The organism is Arthrobacter sp. 35W (assembly GCF_000482545.1).
Classification (GTDB): domain Bacteria; phylum Actinomycetota; class Actinomycetes; order Actinomycetales; family Micrococcaceae; genus Specibacter.
The window spans coordinates 1,229,384-1,244,174 of record NZ_KI519454.1; the positions used below are offsets into that span (position 1 = coordinate 1,229,384).

Annotated in this window: 16 protein-coding genes; 8 read left to right on the forward strand and 8 right to left on the reverse strand. The window is 64.6% G+C overall.

Annotated elements, in window-relative coordinates; all coding sequences use genetic code 11:
• The first annotated feature begins 71 nt into the window (after positions 1 to 71).
• A complete protein-coding gene (locus K254_RS21875) occupies positions 72 to 995 on the forward strand; it encodes an IclR family transcriptional regulator (RefSeq protein WP_051388868.1) in 924 nt (307 codons plus the stop codon).
• 217 nt (positions 996 to 1,212) lie between these two features.
• Here the strand turns inward: K254_RS21875 and K254_RS0105210 are convergent, their stop codons facing one another.
• Together K254_RS0105210 and K254_RS21880 are read right to left on the reverse strand one after the other, a co-directional pair.
• On the reverse strand, positions 1,213 to 1,656 hold the full coding sequence (locus K254_RS0105210; protein WP_026554471.1) for an SRPBCC family protein: 444 nt from the start codon (positions 1,654 to 1,656) through the stop codon (positions 1,213 to 1,215).
• 360 nt (positions 1,657 to 2,016) lie between these two features.
• A complete protein-coding gene (locus K254_RS21880) occupies positions 2,017 to 3,126 on the reverse strand; it encodes an AI-2E family transporter (protein WP_051388870.1) in 1,110 nt (369 codons plus the stop codon).
• Between the two features lie 108 nt (positions 3,127 to 3,234).
• Here K254_RS21880 and K254_RS0105220 point away from each other — a divergent pair, with 108 nt between their 5' ends.
• Positions 3,235 to 4,113 carry an undecaprenyl-diphosphate phosphatase gene (locus tag K254_RS0105220; protein ID WP_026554472.1) on the forward strand — a complete coding sequence of 293 codons (879 nt, stop codon included), beginning with the start codon at positions 3,235 to 3,237 and terminating at the stop codon, positions 4,111 to 4,113.
• A gap of 172 nt (positions 4,114 to 4,285) precedes the next feature.
• Here K254_RS0105220 and K254_RS0105225 read toward each other — a convergent pair whose 3' ends face one another.
• Positions 4,286 to 5,368 carry a DUF1648 domain-containing protein gene (locus K254_RS0105225; RefSeq protein WP_026554473.1) on the reverse strand — a complete coding sequence of 361 codons (1,083 nt, stop codon included), beginning with the start codon at positions 5,366 to 5,368 and terminating at the stop codon, positions 4,286 to 4,288.
• Positions 5,365 to 5,757 carry a GntR family transcriptional regulator gene (locus K254_RS0105230; protein ID WP_026554474.1) on the reverse strand — a complete coding sequence of 131 codons (393 nt, stop codon included), beginning with the start codon at positions 5,755 to 5,757 and terminating at the stop codon, positions 5,365 to 5,367. Before K254_RS0105230 ends, K254_RS0105225 begins: the two co-directional genes overlap by 4 nt.
• 318 nt (positions 5,758 to 6,075) lie before the next feature.
• Here K254_RS0105230 and K254_RS0105235 point away from each other — a divergent pair, with 318 nt between their 5' ends.
• Both K254_RS0105235 and K254_RS21885 read left to right on the forward strand, forming a co-directional pair.
• Positions 6,076 to 6,282: a TOBE domain-containing protein gene (locus tag K254_RS0105235; RefSeq protein WP_026554475.1), complete on the forward strand. Its 207-nt coding sequence runs from the start codon at positions 6,076 to 6,078 to the stop codon at positions 6,280 to 6,282.
• Between the two features lie 741 nt (positions 6,283 to 7,023).
• Complete coding sequence (locus K254_RS21885) at positions 7,024 to 7,530, forward strand: hypothetical protein (RefSeq protein ID WP_051388871.1); 507 nt, start codon at positions 7,024 to 7,026, stop codon at positions 7,528 to 7,530.
• Positions 7,531 to 7,656: 126 nt separating this feature from the next.
• Here K254_RS21885 and K254_RS0105245 read toward each other — a convergent pair whose 3' ends face one another.
• Complete coding sequence (locus K254_RS0105245) at positions 7,657 to 8,253, reverse strand: dihydrofolate reductase family protein (protein WP_026554476.1); 597 nt, start codon at positions 8,251 to 8,253, stop codon at positions 7,657 to 7,659.
• Between the two features lie 237 nt (positions 8,254 to 8,490).
• Between K254_RS0105245 and K254_RS0105255 the strand changes: the two genes are divergently transcribed.
• A complete protein-coding gene (locus K254_RS0105255; protein ID WP_035749032.1) occupies positions 8,491 to 9,120 on the forward strand; it encodes a TetR/AcrR family transcriptional regulator C-terminal domain-containing protein in 630 nt (209 codons plus the stop codon).
• A 115-nt stretch (positions 9,121 to 9,235) separates the two neighbouring features.
• Positions 9,236 to 9,820, forward strand: coding sequence for a dihydrofolate reductase family protein (locus K254_RS0105260; protein ID WP_026554479.1), 585 nt, complete (start codon positions 9,236 to 9,238; stop codon positions 9,818 to 9,820).
• 56 nt (positions 9,821 to 9,876) lie between these two features.
• On the opposite strand, the gene K254_RS25250 is transcribed toward K254_RS0105260, so the two are convergent.
• The 3 genes from K254_RS25250 to K254_RS21895 all read right to left on the reverse strand — a co-directional run bounded on the left by K254_RS25250 (position 9,877) and on the right by K254_RS21895 (position 12,505).
• The gene (locus K254_RS25250) at positions 9,877 to 10,446 is read right to left on the reverse strand and encodes a GNAT family N-acetyltransferase (protein WP_231391752.1); all 570 of its coding nucleotides are present in this window, start codon (positions 10,444 to 10,446) and stop codon (positions 9,877 to 9,879) included.
• Positions 10,447 to 10,541: 95 nt separating this feature from the next.
• Positions 10,542 to 11,291, reverse strand: coding sequence for an MFS transporter (locus K254_RS21890; RefSeq protein WP_051388873.1), 750 nt, complete (start codon positions 11,289 to 11,291; stop codon positions 10,542 to 10,544).
• Positions 11,292 to 11,299: 8 nt separating this feature from the next.
• On the reverse strand, positions 11,300 to 12,505 hold the full coding sequence (locus tag K254_RS21895; protein WP_051388874.1) for an MFS transporter: 1,206 nt from the start codon (positions 12,503 to 12,505) through the stop codon (positions 11,300 to 11,302).
• Between the two features lie 142 nt (positions 12,506 to 12,647).
• Between K254_RS21895 and K254_RS21900 the strand changes: the two genes are divergently transcribed.
• Positions 12,648 to 13,484 carry a helix-turn-helix transcriptional regulator gene (locus tag K254_RS21900; protein ID WP_331271227.1) on the forward strand — a complete coding sequence of 279 codons (837 nt, stop codon included), beginning with the start codon at positions 12,648 to 12,650 and terminating at the stop codon, positions 13,482 to 13,484.
• A 178-nt stretch (positions 13,485 to 13,662) separates the two neighbouring features.
• The gene (locus K254_RS0105280) at positions 13,663 to 14,676 is read left to right on the forward strand and encodes a LacI family DNA-binding transcriptional regulator (RefSeq protein WP_026554480.1); all 1,014 of its coding nucleotides are present in this window, start codon (positions 13,663 to 13,665) and stop codon (positions 14,674 to 14,676) included.
• Positions 14,677 to 14,791: the final 115 nt, after the last annotated feature.

Consider the following 14,791-nt stretch of genomic DNA (forward strand, 5'->3'; position numbering starts at 1 on the left):
CTCCACATCTGCGTGAGCCACATCACCAACGTACGGCTCTGGTTCCCGTATGCGCAATATGAGTTGTTGATATGTCAACACGAGATTGCTATGGTCGTCTTGTGACCGACCTAACAGCTTCCACCACATCCGGCTCCGCACGGCGCAATTCATCGGGACTGCGGCGAGACCTTGAGCTCCTTGAAATCCTGGGTTCACCCCAAGCCGCAGCCGCGTCAGGTTTGGGCGTGAGCAAAGTGGCGGAGATCGCCGGCCGGGACAAGGCGCAGGTTTCGCGCACTCTGGCCACCCTTGCCGAGGTTGGCCTGGTGAGCCGGGATCCTGACACGCTCCAGTACAGCCTTGGCTATGGGTTGTACGCTCTTGCGGCCAGGACTGCAGAAGCGAGGATGGTCAGCGCCTCGACGCCGTTCCTCAAGCGAGTCTCGGCGGCCACGCACGAGACGACGCACCTTTGCGTTCTGCGTGGAGGAACGGTCCTGACTCTGAAGAGCGAAATGTCCAACCACACCTATCGCGCCCTGGGCTGGGAAGGTGTCAGTGTGGATGCGTGGGGTACATCGTCCGGCCGGGTGCTGGTCAGCGACTGGGACAGTGCCGCACTGCGGGGGTGGTACGACGCCAACGTTGCCAACGCCACCGCACTGCAGGCAATTTCCCCGCTGGCCTTGGAAACCGGGCAGCCGCAGCCGGCAGGCCACAGGCCCAACAAGATCCAAACGTTTGATGACCTTCGCGCCGAGATTTCGCTCATCCGCCGCCGCGGCTACGCGGTGGTGGACGAGGAATTCGAGTCGGGCGTGGTTGGCGTCTCGGCTCCGGTGTACGACTTCAAACAGCGGATCGTGGCCGCTATCAACGTCAGCGCACCCAAACAACGCTTTGGCCGGCATCTGGAACAAGCCGGCGCCCTTGCGGCGACAGTGGCCTTGGACTTTTCGGCTGCCCTTGGGGCGGACCTCAAAGGCAGGCCATTGAACGGCGGCAAGGGTTAGAGAACCGGCGTTGCCGCTGCCGCCCTCGTGCAGTCGCCGACGGCGGTGAGCCGCTGGGATACGCCCTCCAGACGTGCGGCGGTTCCCTTCTCGGGGTCGACGGCGGATTGTCCGCGGTGCCAGGCACGGCGTTTGTGGAGGGAACTCGGCCGTCTCGTTGGCTGCACGATGCAAGGACGGGAGCAGGCCGGCATGGCGGCAAGACGCTGGTAGGAGACTATGGGCCGTGCTCGGGAAGGGGCCAGGGAAACATCTCAGCCCGCGCCTTGACGGCATTGACATACTCAGTGCAGAAGTGGCCCTGACCTGACGTGGTCTTCCGGACCAGCGGCAGGAGCAGGCCACTGAAGTCCTCCCGTACGTGAAGGTGTGTCATCCGGTCCTGGGCGGTGATCGTAAAGGTGCGCACCCCGGTGAACAGCCCCAAGGGCATGCCGCCGGTCCAGATCATCTCCTGGCCGGGGATTTGGTGGACGTGCACTCGAAGGGTCCGACGGCCGCCGTTGGCCGTGCGGATCCTAATCGTGGAGCCATGACCGATCTCGCCCTCGATCCACACAATGCCGGAGGGCCAGAGGGTATAGTTCCCTTCGTCCGTGATGATGTCCCAAACGGTCGAGCAATCGGCATTGATCAGGGCTTCTGCGGCGAAGGACTCCATATTGAAAAGTGTAGCCAGCGGTCCGCGCGGTGCCGACAGAACTCCAAGGATTCTTTTAGACCTCGGATGAACAACTGCCCGGTGCCAAGACTGGTCCGCACAGTGGAGCGAGGCTGTGGCACTGGCCCGGGTCATGCGGCACCGCCGCTCCTAAAGATGAAGCCGAAGACACCCTGCACAAAGCCGTCTGCGACCACAGGGTGACGTTGGTGGCCGCGCGGCAGGTGATTGCCCGCGACTGGGTGGCGGCTCCGAAGGACCCGGGCCTTTGACGAGTTCACTGTGGCAGTGGGCTCGAGGCTGCACTCTTCGACGACAGTGGGCCAACCCCTGGGAGCGGCGGCAATCCCGGCTGGGCCACTAGGGAGTCTCTTCCTCGGGTACGCCAGCGTCGCCAACCGCCTCGGCCACGGTAGCGGCCGGTCCCCTCAGGGTCTTGATGACTGTCCACCCCACCGCGGTCAAAGGTACGGCAAGGAGTGCGCCGACGACGCCGGCCAGGAAGGTTCCCGCGGCGAGGGCCAACAGGATGGCAAGGCCGTGGATGTTCAGGACACGGCCCATCAGGACCGGCTGCAAAAAGTGGTGCTCGAGCTGGTTTGCCGCAATGACCACGGCCAGGACCACCAACGCCGGCACCGGACCGTTGGAGACCAGAGCCACGCCCACAGCCAGCGTTCCGGCCGCTGTGGCGCCAATGATCGGGATGAAGCCGCCAATGAAAACAAACACGCCCAGCGGCAGGGCCAGGGGCACGCCCATGATGGCCAGGACGACGCCGACAACGAGGCCGTCGATGGCGGCAACGATGGCGGTGCCGCGGACGTAGCCACCCAGAACGGCGGCACTGCGTTCAGCCGCCAGATGTGCCTTGGGGCGGTGGGCGGCGGGCAGGAACGCGATGAGAAAGGCCCGGATCTTCTCACCATCCTTGAGGAAGAAGAACAATGTCACGGCCATCAGCACTATGCCCGCAAGGATTTCTCCGATGGTTCTGGCTCCGGTGAGCGCCTGGGTTCCGAAGTCGCTGCTGGTGAAGAACTTCTGAAGCGATTCGCGAATGGTGTTGAGTTGTTGGTCGCTGACCGGGAACGGGCCGGTATTGAGGAAATGATGGAGCTGGTCGACCCCGGAAAGCACCCGGGATGCCAGTTCCTTCCATTGGCTCCGGATCAGGGCGACGATGCCCGTGACGATCCCGCCGAACACGGCCAGGATGCCCACGAAGGAAACGACTGTTGCCACTGAACGGGGCAATCCTTTCTCGGCCAGCCAGGCCACAAGGGGTGCGATGGCGGCCGCGAGGATGAGCGCGATGGTGGCCGGGATCACGACCAAAGGGACCCTGGTGATGGACCAAAGGACGACCCAGGAAAGCGCGATGACGAGAAGGGTTTGCGCTGACCTGATGCCTGCCCGGCCGAGGCCGTCGGCCCATATGGCCGGCAGGCCGTTTCGGTTTTCTGACATGGTTCATCTCCCTGTAGAACTCCAGCCCCTGGCGGGGAGCCTGGTGACCATTCTTGCCTGTCCGAGGCTGTTCACCTGCTGGAAACCGCAAGTTGATACGGTCACGTCATGATAGATACCATCCAGGCCGCCATTCTCGGCCTGCTTCAGGGGATCACGGAACTTTTCCCCATCTCCAGCCTTGGACACAGTGTCATTCTGCCGCGGCTGTTCGGCTGGAATCTGGATCAGAATGCCCCTTCCTTCCTGACGTTCCTCATCGCCACCCATCTGGCCACTGCCATTGTCCTGTTCGTGTTCTTCCTCAGGGACTGGATCGAAATCTTCAAAGGTTTGGGCCGTTCCCTCCGGGACCGGAAGATCGGCTCGTCGGACACCTACGCGAAACTTGGCTGGCTGCTCGTTCTGGGCACCGTCCCGGCCGGGATTCTGGGCCTGGTGTTGGAGAAGCCGATCCGTACGCTGTTCGCATCCCCGCTCATCGCCGCAGCATTTCTGGTGGTCAATGGCCTGGTGCTTTTCGCCGCCGAACGATTGCGTTCGAGGGACCAGCCGAAGGCCGCGGTGCAGCCTGCCGACGCTTCGGCGTCGGACGCGCAGATTGCCACACTGTCTTGGAAGCAGGCCCTGGGCATCGGAGCGGCCCAGGCTGCGGCACTGGTGCCCGGCATTTCCCGATCAGGGTCCTCGATGGTTGGAGGCCTGCTGTCAGGGTTGACCAATGAAAATGCAGCCCGCTTCAGCTTTCTGCTGGCGACCCCGATCATCGGCGCCGCCGCGTTGCTGAAATTGCCGGCGGTCTTCGGTCCCGACATGGCCGATGAACGCGGTGCCTTCTTGGTCGGGGCCGTCGCCGCGGCGGTTGCCGCCTGGTTTTCCACCAAGTTCCTGCTCCGGTTCTTTGAAACCCGGACGTTGATGCCGTTCGCCATCTATTGCCTGGTAGGTGGAGTGGTCTATTTCGCGCTGTTGCTCTTCATTGGCTGAGGATGCGGTGGCGACCATGACCAATGTGGGGATCTGGACCTTCCCCGACGAATCGTAGGTGGATTCAAGCCAGAATCCGCGGGCGAAGGGGAGTCCCGCCAGCGCATCGAGTTCTGCCCGGCGCACCGACATGGGACAGGGACAGGACGGGGGCTGGCTTCTGGAGAGCCGGTCAGCCGCCAATGCGGAGGGTGACGACGAGGCCGATCAGCGCGGCGACGCCGGCCAGAATCATGGCTGCCCTGGGATTGCCGAAGTTGAGCGTCCATCCCAGACCGTACCGGCGTGGAACCAGCAGTGAGTGGTCCTCCCGGTTGATGTAGAACAGGCCACCGCGCCAGTACTTGTCATCGTCCCGGTGGGTCAACCCGGTGTCCTCCTCGCCGTCGTCCCCGGTGCGGTTGTGCCGGGCCAGAACTACGACGGCCACGGCTGCGGCGGCAAGGATCGGCAGCACAACCAGCAGCCTCGACCACAACGCAGCCGTCCCGGTCCACATCAACAGCGACGCACCGAACATCCCCAGATCGATCAAGGCGAGCAAGCCGAGCAAGGCCTTCGCCCCGAGTGACATGTACTGGCGGTACCAGTTTGCCCAAACCATCGGGCTCGCCGGGTCGATGTCGGGCCTGCTGCGGAGGATGGCCGCCGCGAGGCCTGCCAGCAGCGCCGTCACCCCGATTTGGACGAACACGAGCGAGAACGCGGTGCCCACCGATTTTTCGGCAAACCGGGTGGGCGCCCCGCCGGTGCCGTAATGCACGGCCAGCATCGCGGGCATCGACGGGTACATGATGACGCCGATCGCCGCCGTCACGGCCGTGATGACCACGGCCGGTGCCAGCCAGAGCCAGGGGAACCGCGGTGGGTCGGTCCGCAGCGAGGTGTCCACCGCGATGCCTTGGTGCAACCCCTCGTACCAGCCCCCGGCGGCCTTGGCGGCCCGGATCTCGTGGTTGGCCAGAACGAAGCAGCCCCACCAGAGGCCATTGAGCACGAGGACCGACAATGGCAGCAGCAGCACTTCACCCGTGGCGGCGAAGATTGCCACGCAGATTCCGGCCGCCAGAACGCCGCCGGCGAGAACCCGCCATCGGTAGATGCGGGTCTGCCGGGCCACCACCGGGTCAGCGGCGTGCTGTGCCGGCACACGGACCCCGAAGGGCACAGTCGGGCTGCCTATCGATGGCAGCACCAGGGCGAGGGCGAGCACCATGGCTGACAACGCGGCGCTCAGGGCTATGGCCACGGTCATCGGGCGTCCTCAGGCTGCGTGGTAGCAAATGAATTGAGGATGGACTGGCAGGTCTTGAGAACCTCGTCGGCCGGCAGCCCTCTCGCGACGGCCTCGGCCAGCAGGGTCCGGGCCCGCAGGGTCCACTCAGCCGGGAATGGCGGGCCGGCGACCGTGCGGGTCACCACCGCGCCGGTCTTGCGGTTGAGCTGGATCAGGCCTTCCCGGCGCAGGAGGTCGTAGGCCTTGTTCACAGTGTGGAAGTTGATTCCAAAGTCTGCAGCGAGCGTTCGGGTGGCCGGCAATGGACTACCGGCGGCCAGCGCGCCGTCGGCGATCGCCTCCACAACCTGGTCCCGCAGCTGCTGGTAGATCGCAACCTCGCTGGCCAGATCGACGTTGAGGATCATCACTCCCACCTCCCGCCACTTGTTCTATTAGGTATAGAACAAGTGGCGGAAGCCGGCAATACCCAGCCCTCGGGGATTCATCCGAAATGTGCGGCGAGGGGGTGCCTTCGAGGCGTCATCGAAGCGGCGGCACACCGGGACCTCACAGATTGTCAGGGTATGCACCCCGTCCTGCCGTCGCCATCACCAGGGCGTGGGATGACGGCGCTGTGATAGGCCGCAGCAACCCATGTTCCGGTGGTTGGACCGGGCACTAGACTGGGCCTCGTTCCGAATGAACGTGGAAGCAGCTACCGGTTAGAGCCAAGGAGAGCATCGATGAAGATCAGCGCCCGCAACCGCCTCAAGGGCACCATTGTTGAGATCACCCAGGGGGCGACGACCGCGCACGTCCGCATCCAGATTGAAGGATCTGTCATCACAGCATCCATCACCAACGAAGCCGTCGACGAACTTGAGCTCACGGTCGGTGGTGAGGCCTACGCTGTCGTCAAGGCCTCAGACGTCATGATCGCGATCGACTAGCGCTATTGTCTTTGGCTCCTGGCTGCCCTCGCGCCAGAAGCCGGTCACGTTTTCGAGAGCGCTGCGTCCCGGGGCGCCAGCGGACCGACCTCGGGCCGAATAGTTCAGCAGTCTCCTAGTGGTCGACTTCGGAGGTGAAGTTGGCCGCGGCGTTGGTGTTGAACTAGTCAGGGGCCAGATCGTAGTCGCCGGCCACGACGGCGTGGCTGGCGTCGATGGTTGTTTCCGGTGGCATGTTGGGGCTCCCCTCCGTTCGCCATGGTGTCACCGAATGGTGACAAGTGCATTGTTTTGATCCGTTGACCTTGTGGTGGGGGAGCGGCACCGGCCGCCGGGGTGGTTGCGGCATTTTCTGGGCCTCTGGCCCGCGGACAAAACCCGCCAAAGTGTTGACACGAAATCCCCATGGCGCGGTGGACATCCATTTCCTTTTTGTCGCGCTCATCATCCATGCTCGTCCATCGCGTGAAGCCCGACGTCCATCGAAGCCTGTTTCCATCTGGATTCGTGCCAAGTCCTGAGTTCCGCTGGATTGGCCGCCTGCCAGCGCGCAGTGTGCGCATGCAGAATGCCTGGCCTGGATGGTGCCAGTGCCGAGTTGGCCCGGATGACCGCGCCTGATGAGGCGGTAGGCCGCCGCGTTGCGGCAGCATCGTTGTCGCGCAATACTGGGGACCGTTAGGGCGCACCGCACTGATCGTCGGTCGGCGGTGTCGTCGCGACCGAGACCAGGAGCCGGCCATGGGGGATGAGGGCGAGGCCACGTCAGTGGACCAGTCTGCCCAGTCGGTTCTGGCCCGCCGGTTGAATCTACTGCTGGACGTCGTCGTGGCCGAGCGTGGAACTCCAGTGACTTTCCGTGAGGTGCAGGACCAGCTGGCAGCGCAGGGCATCAGCCTGTCGCGGGCCCGCTGGTTCTATATGAAGGACGGCACCGGCCGCCTGGTCTCGGATCCCCGGCTGCTGTCCGCGATCTGCAGGATCTTCGATGTCGACCCCGCCTACCTTTTAGGCGAATCAGATTCCGAGCTGCCGCATCGCATTGATTCGCAGCTCGCGTTCGTGAAGTCTCTGCGCGCGGCCCGGGTCAAGTCCTTCGCGGCACGCACGCTCGGCGACGTCTCGCCGGAAACACTTCGCGCCATCACCGAGTACCTGGACAAGGACATCCAGCTCCGTCCCGAGGGTGAGCAGGCCGCGGCTATTCCTCCAGCAGGCAGCGAAGGTGAGCTGCCAGCAGTTCCTTGATCCGTTCCTGGTTGGCTGAGCAGCACGGGACCGGCCATGGCGCCGGCCGGGTTCGACGTCGGCGGCGGAGCCTACCCGCGTGGCAGCATGGAGCGCCGCGAGCCACTGGCCGCGCCGCATTCCGGCTCAGGCATACTCGGGGCGGTCGCCCACGCGGTAGGTGAGCGCAACGATGCCGGTGCTGAACACAGTTGAATCAAGGAGCTTTAGCCCGAAGTCCAGGCCGTTCTGCGGGAGGAACCGCTTGCCCTCGCCGACGATCACGGGGAACTGGACGAGGTTCAGCTCATCCACCAGCTGGTTCTGGAGGAGCCAGCGGGCGAGCGCCGCACTGCCCACCACGAGCAGCTCGCCGCCGGGCTGCGCCTTGAGCTCGCGCACACGGGCCGCGACATCGCCGGAGATGACAGTTGTCTGCGCCCACGTCGGATCGGTCACGGTGGTGGAGACAAGGTACTTCGGTTTCGAGCTGATCGCCGTGCCGAAGCCGCCGTCGTCGCTTCGGGCACCCCAGAACGTCTCGAACAGCCCGTACGTTTTGCGGCCGAGCAGGAACGCGTCCGGTCTCTGCCATGTGTCGAGGATGTACTGCACGGCCTCGCCGTCGTTGAGCGGGAGCGCCCAGCCGCCTCGCGTGAATCCGGGGTCCATCTCTTCGTTGTTGCCGCCGTTCGCCTGAGCAACTCCGTCCAGGGTGACCTGCATGCTGACGGTGAGTTTCACGGTGAGTTCCCTTCTTGTTCGAGTGGCTTGGGAAAAGTGAAATCTCGGGCGATCAGGTTCTGCGGGGTTCCTCGCCGGCGTCCTTGACTAGGTGGTCGCCCACGTCGAGTAGCTCGCGCGGCTTCTTCACCACCGTTCCGCTCCGAGTGTTCATTTGAGACATCGTTGCACTCTTCGCCTCGATGACCTGAAGGCTATCAGTGATAACTTTGCCCTTCAAGAGGGTAATCTGAGGCAATGCCCTATCCGCGACGTATGACCAGGCCGTCAATCATCGCCGCGGCAATTGCCGTACTGGACGAGCACGGGCTGGAGGGGGTCTCGCTCCGCGCGATAGCGGCGCACCTTGCTGTGCGGCAGCCGGGTCTTTACCGCCACTTTGCCAGCAAAGCTGAACTGCTCGACGCTGTTGCGGAGGAGATTCTCGATCGAGGGCACACGGACCGTCTTCCGGTGGCGGGGGAGCGCTGGGATGAGTTCGTTGCCAGGAACGCTCGGAGCCTGCGCCGGGCCATGCTGAGTGTTCGCGACGGTGCCAGGCTGATCGCTTCCACGGGCTCAAGAAGCCCCGGTCTGGACAATGCGATCGCCCAGGTCGCCCACCTGGAGAAGGCGGGTTTTAGCGGGACGGACTCAATATTGGCCCTGATCGCGGTCTCGCGGTACACGATCGGTTCCGCCATCGAACAGCAGACTGCCCGCGACGGCGGAGAAATCGCCATCACTACCGATCGCACCGACGCAGCAGCACGGCACTTCATCGATACGGCGCAGCGAGTTGCCGCTCTCGGCCCAGACCACGAGTTCGAGGCCGGCCTCCGTGCGCTCCTAGGAGGGCTCAGCGCCACCGCGCCCCAAGCCGAGTGATAGTAGTGCGAACGGCGGTTGAGAAACGAACGTTTACGGCGCGCACCCCGGCGGTGATAATGAGGTGGGATCGGGCGTCGGTGAAGAATGGCGCGCATCGAGGGAGAGCAGCGAGATGAGACCACTTCGATATTCCATCAACGTCACACTCGACGGCTGCTGCCACCACGAGGCAGGCCTTGCTCCGGACGAGGAATCGATGGGCTATTGGACCGCGGAGATGGCGCGGGCGGATGCTCTGTTATTCGGTCGTACGACATACGAGATGATGGAGTCGGCGTGGCGGAAGCCGGCCACGGGTATGTGGCCTGACTGGATGGATGAGTGGGAGATCCCGTTCGCCGAGACCATCGACCAGGCGAAGAAGTACGTCGTGTCGAGCACGCTGAGCGAGGTCGATTGGAACGCCGAGCTGGTGAAAGGAGAGTTGGGGCCAGCGGTTGAACGGCTCAAGCAGGCGCCAGGCGAAGGGCTCTTCGTGGGTGGAGTGAAGCTCCCGCTGGCGTTGGCAGATCTGGGACTGATCGACGAGTACGTGTTCCTTGTGCAGCCCGTCCTCGCCGGACACGGGCCTTCGCTGCTCGCCGGTTTGCGCGAGCGCATTCGGCTCGAGCTTGTGGATCGCCATGACTTCCGGTCGGGGGTGGCCGCCCTACGATTCCGGCCCCTGCGAGTGACGGCTCGACCAGAGTTGCCATGACATTCCCGACGTATTGGGGGACCCTTGTGCCAACCCTCACCGAGCACGAGACGCGATCACACCGGAAACGACCCCTTTTGACAGTGTGCAAAAGGCCCACTGAACTGCTGGTTTTCAACGCCACGTGTCGCAACCCAAACCCCGAGAACGCGGAATTCGGTAGGTTCCCGACTTTCCGGGCATGGAAAGACCTCTGTCCCAGACAGAAACCGTTGTCGGACGTTTGCTGCTTGGTTCGCTCGGAGCATTCGGACTGAACGCACGTCGTCTTTGATTCCCACTGTCCCGTCGTTGTTAAAGCCATTCTTTCGATAGAAGGCTTGGGCGCGCGGGTTAGGGTCGGCGACCCAAAGTGAAGCGGGCGCGGTCGGGTCGATAACGGCATCGAGTAGCGCGGCGCCTACACCCGAACCGTGGAACGCGGCGTACACGTAGAGGACGAACAACTGTTGTGGTGTGTCTGCGTCTTCACTGGCGGGGCCCGACATGGCAATACCGACCAGTGTGCCTTCTGTCGAAGCGACAGCGATGGTGTTCTGACTGTACTTTGGATCGGTTAAGGCTGCCTCCCAGAACTTTTCGCGCCAATTCAAGAGTGAGGGATCGTCCAATGCGGCATTGCTCATCAGTCCCCGGTAGGTTTCGCGCCAGGTGTCCACGTGGACTCTCGCCAGCCCTCGAACATCCCCTAGCTCAGCGCTACGCACTCTAAGGTCGGTCGTCATTGCTCAAATGTACCTGCGTGAACCGTCTGTAAGTGTTGGTGGTGGCTGGCTTGGGGCCAGCTGAGCAGGAAGGTCAGCGACGTCCAGAACATGGTGAAGGCCGCGAAGCCGGTCGCTGCGAGGGCGAGGGTCCAGCGGACGGCGCGCTCGCGGCGGACGGCAAGGAAGACGGATGCGATCAGGGACGGATACGCGATGCTCGCCTTGGCCGGCATGGTGGGGATGCGCCGGCTGAGGATGATGGCGAAGACGGCGGCGGCAATCGCCGCGGCTGCGAAGATCGCCCGCCAGCCTGCCAGATCGGCGACGAGGCCGCTGATGGTGCGGGAGAGCAGAATTCCGGTGAGCATCCCGGAGGCGACGGTGCCGATGACCCGGCCCCGCGTGGCGTCGTCGGCGAGGTCTCCGGCGAGAGGCGTGAGCAGCTGGCCGGACACCGTCGTCAATCCAATCAGTGCGTTCGCGGCCAGAAGGACGCCGAAATTCGGTGCCAGGGCACTGGCCGTCAGGGCAACCACCGCCGCACCGAGGACGGCGGGCACAAGCTTGCGGCGGTCGAGGACATCGCCGAGTGGGACCACCAGGAGGATGCCGAGGGCATAGCCGAGTTGGGTGGCGGTGACCAGCCACCCGGCGGCCGCGGTGCCCACGCCGAGGTCCTCACCGATGAAACCGAGCAAGGGCTGGGTCCAGTAGAGGTTGCCGGCGGCAGCACCCCCGGCAATGGCGAACAGAAGAGTCAACACCCGCGTCATCATGCTGCGCCCAGCACTGGCCGGTCCCGGCGGGCCTCTTTCGCGGCGAGGACAGCCAGCGGGACCAGGCCGAGGACGACCATGGCAACGCTGACCGCGGCAGGGCCGACGCTGCCGAGACCGGACTTGAGCGCCTCACCGGCGGCGACGGATCCAATGGCGGTGCCGGCGTTGAATGCGGAGACCGCCAGAGCGGCTGCGAGGGTTGGTGCGTTCCGGGCGAAGTCCACGGCCATTCCGGTTGCGATCGCCATGCCGGAGATCCCGAGCAAGAACACGAGCACGACAGTGGCCGCCGCGAACGCCGACAGGGGGATCAGCAGGAGCAGCACCACACCGGCAATGAGCGCTGCGACCACGAATGTCCTCACCGGGTGCCGGTCGCCGAACCGGCCGCCGGCGTTCGTGCCGATCAGCGCCCCGACGCCGAAGCCGGCAAGCACCAGTGGCACCGCCCAGACCGGAATCCCGGTCCGGTCGGTGAGCAGGGGGGAGATGAAGCTGAACGTCGCCATCACCGCTCCGCTGATCAGCGCTGTGGCCCCGAGCAGCAGCCAGGTACGGCCATCGCGCAGCGCGTTCAGCTCCGAACGAATGGATGCGGTCTCGCCCTTCACATCCGCGGGGGCAAGCCGGCCGATGACGATGGCCGCGACGGTGGCCAGCACCGCGATGGCCCAAAACGCGCCCCGCCAGCCGATCGACTGCCCCAGCCAGGACCCCAATGGCACACCGGCGATGGTGGCCAAGCCTACGCCGCCCATCATCACGCCCAGCGCACGCGAGCCTGCCGCTGGACCAGCCGCCTTCGTCGCGACAAGGGATGCGACAGCCCAGAACGCGCCGGTGACCAGGGCCGTCAGCACCCGCGCGGCCAGGACGACGTCGAACGAGGAGCTCAGCGCGGCAACCACGTGCCCCAGCGCGAACACGGCCAATGCCGCGACCAGCGTCGCCCGCCGCGGCAGCCGCAACGTCAGGACCGCCATCCCGGGCGCTCCCACGATCATCCCGACGGCGAACGCCGTGATCAGCAGGCCGATCTGCGCCACCCCCACACCAAGATCGGATGCCATCGGCTGGATCAGACCCTCGACGATGAACTCCGTCGTGATCATCAGGAAGGTCCCGACCGCCAGCAGCGGTACCACGAGGGGCAGCCGGGTGCTTACAGCACGAGTGGTCGGGGAATCGGTCAACGTCATGGTGGAGCGCCTTTCAGACAGGTGCGTTCGGAGGAACCCTAACGCGGCATGGTGACCATGCAACCAGTCGGTGCCGGCCCGCGGCAGACCCGCTGCCACCCGGGTTCCGTGGGAACCGGGGTGGCAGGGCACCCCTCGTGCGTTGCCAACGCCGTACCGTAGATGCATTGACAACAAGGCAGACATCCGCGACTTCCTCGTCAGCCGGCGTGCCCGCCTCACCCCGGAACAGGCCAGTGTCCCGACCTTTGGCGGCATCCGGCGCGTCCCCGGACTGCGCCGCGAAGAGGTTGCCCACCTCGCCGGGGTCAGCGTTGACTACTACAACCGGCTCGAGCGGGGCAAAGCCACGGGCATCTCGCCGGAAGTGCTCAACGCCGTCGCCCGGGCCCTGCAGCTCGACGACGTCGAACGCGAGCACCTGCGCAACCTGTTCGAAGCCGTCCGCCCCGCACCGATGCGGCCACCGAGGCCACGCACACGCCAGGGAATCCGGCCCACCGTTCAGATGGTTGTCAACGCGATCACGATTCCGGCGTTCGTTCAAAACAGCAGGCTGGAGATCCTTGCCGCCAATGCTCTCGGACATGCCCTCTACGCCGAAGGCACCGAGAAACTGGTGCTGCCGTTCCGCATGCCGCGGTTCCTCATCCTGGACCCGCGCACCCCTGAGTTCTTCGGCGACTGGTCGAAAGCCGCCCGGAACCAGGTAGCGCTGCTTCGCGCGGCCGCGGGACGGGCACCCGACGACAGCGAACTGATGACTCTCATCGGCGAGTTGTCGACCCGGTCTGCGCAGTTCCGGGACCTTTGGGCATCGCATGACGTCCAGAAGTACCGCGAAGGTCCCAAGCACTACCACCACCCATTCGTCGGTGATCTTCGGTTCATCGGGGAATCCTTCGACCTTTCCAACGACGAAGGTCTCGCGCTGCTGACCTACCCTACGAACCGAACTCTCCGACGGCTCAAGCTATGACCCTGCTGGCGAGCTGGGTCGCACCAGCCAACGATGCCTCTTCGACCCGCCACGACAGCCGGATGGGCCACGGCGACTGAGCCGGCTCCGCGCAGAAGAGAGCGTGTCGGTGGTGGTGTCCGTGTCCGCCATAGAATGTTGGTCATCGCCTTGTCCTGCCACTGAAAGGGTCCCACGCATGGCTAGCAGCACTGACCGGCGCTTGCCACGCCTCGAGGATGTGGCCGACCGGGCCAACGTCTCCCACCAGACGGTCTCCCGTGTCATCAACAACCACCCCAACGTCAGCCGGGCCACCAAGGAAAAGGTGGAGGCGGCCATTGCCGAACTCGGCTACCGGCGCAATACGGCTGCCAGGAATCTGGTCACCCGGCGCACGCAAACCATTGGCGTGCTGGCGGCTGAACTGGGCCAGTACGGCCCAGCCAACACCCTTCTGGGCGTACAGCAGGCGGCCCGGGAGGCTGGCTACTTCGTGAGCATCACGGCCATCAAAGAGGCTGGGGCGGATGCCATCTCGGATGCCATCCGCCATCTCACGGACCAGGGCCTGGATGGAATCATCGTCGTTGTTCCCCACAACGGCATCGTTGAGACTTTGGCGGGTTTGACCCTCGACGTTCCCGTGGTCATTGTCGGAGCTGATGGTGGAGGTCTCTTCAGCAGTGCCATGGTGGACCAAGGGCTGGGGGCGCGTCTGGCAGTCTCCCACCTGATCGACTTGGGCCACCGGCGGATCGGCCATGTTTCCGGGCCCCGGGACTGGACCGACGGCCGGTCGCGCGCCGAGGGGTGGGGTGGCCGGCTCCGCGAAGCCGGGCTGTCCGAGGACCTCTTGTTTGAAGGCGACTGGAGCGCTGGCAGTGGCTACGAGATCGGCCGGCAGCTGGCCGCCGAATGTGCTGCCACAGCCCTTTTTGTCGGCAACGACCAGATGGCACTGGGGCTGCTGCGTGCGTTCGACGAAGCAGGTGTCCGCGTGCCCGAGGACGTATCCGTCGTGGGCTTCGACGACCAGCCTGAATCCGGCTACTTCATTCCGCCGCTCACCACTGTGCGCCAGGATTTCGAAGAACTCGGCCGCCGTTGCATGAAGGTCATGCTGGGCGCCATCGAGGACGACGCCGGCGCGGGCACCACCGTTGTGGAGCCGGTGCTCGTGGTCCGCAGGAGCACGGCCGCCCCCGCCTGATCCTTCACGGACCCTTCCAGTTGTTGCAAATGGAGGCCGGGTGGTTGACATCCCAATTGTTAGCGCTCACAATTATTTCAATCCGCACACCGTCGAACCAGCTATTGGAGGACTT

Coding starts and splice junctions, on each gene's coding strand:
- K254_RS0105280 (WP_026554480.1), top strand. CDS start 13,663: ATGGCTAGCAGCACTGACCGGCGCTTGCCACGCCTCGAGGATGTGGCC.
- K254_RS0105235 (WP_026554475.1), top strand. CDS start 6,076: ATGAAGATCAGCGCCCGCAACCGCCTCAAGGGCACCATTGTTGAGATC.
- K254_RS0105225 (WP_026554473.1), bottom strand. CDS start 5,368: ATGACCGTGGCCATAGCCCTGAGCGCCGCGTTGTCAGCCATGGTGCTC.
- K254_RS21880 (WP_051388870.1), bottom strand. CDS start 3,126: ATGTCAGAAAACCGAAACGGCCTGCCGGCCATATGGGCCGACGGCCTC.
- K254_RS21875 (WP_051388868.1), top strand. CDS start 72: ATGTCAACACGAGATTGCTATGGTCGTCTTGTGACCGACCTAACAGCT.
- K254_RS25250 (WP_231391752.1), bottom strand. CDS start 10,446: ATGAGCAATGCCGCATTGGACGATCCCTCACTCTTGAATTGGCGCGAA.
- K254_RS0105230 (WP_026554474.1), bottom strand. CDS start 5,757: ATGATCCTCAACGTCGATCTGGCCAGCGAGGTTGCGATCTACCAGCAG.
- K254_RS21895 (WP_051388874.1), bottom strand. CDS start 12,505: ATGACGTTGACCGATTCCCCGACCACTCGTGCTGTAAGCACCCGGCTG.
- K254_RS0105210 (WP_026554471.1), bottom strand. CDS start 1,656: ATGGAGTCCTTCGCCGCAGAAGCCCTGATCAATGCCGATTGCTCGACC.
- K254_RS0105255 (WP_035749032.1), top strand. CDS start 8,491: ATGCCCTATCCGCGACGTATGACCAGGCCGTCAATCATCGCCGCGGCA.
- K254_RS0105260 (WP_026554479.1), top strand. CDS start 9,236: ATGAGACCACTTCGATATTCCATCAACGTCACACTCGACGGCTGCTGC.
- K254_RS21885 (WP_051388871.1), top strand. CDS start 7,024: ATGGGGGATGAGGGCGAGGCCACGTCAGTGGACCAGTCTGCCCAGTCG.
- K254_RS0105220 (WP_026554472.1), top strand. CDS start 3,235: ATGATAGATACCATCCAGGCCGCCATTCTCGGCCTGCTTCAGGGGATC.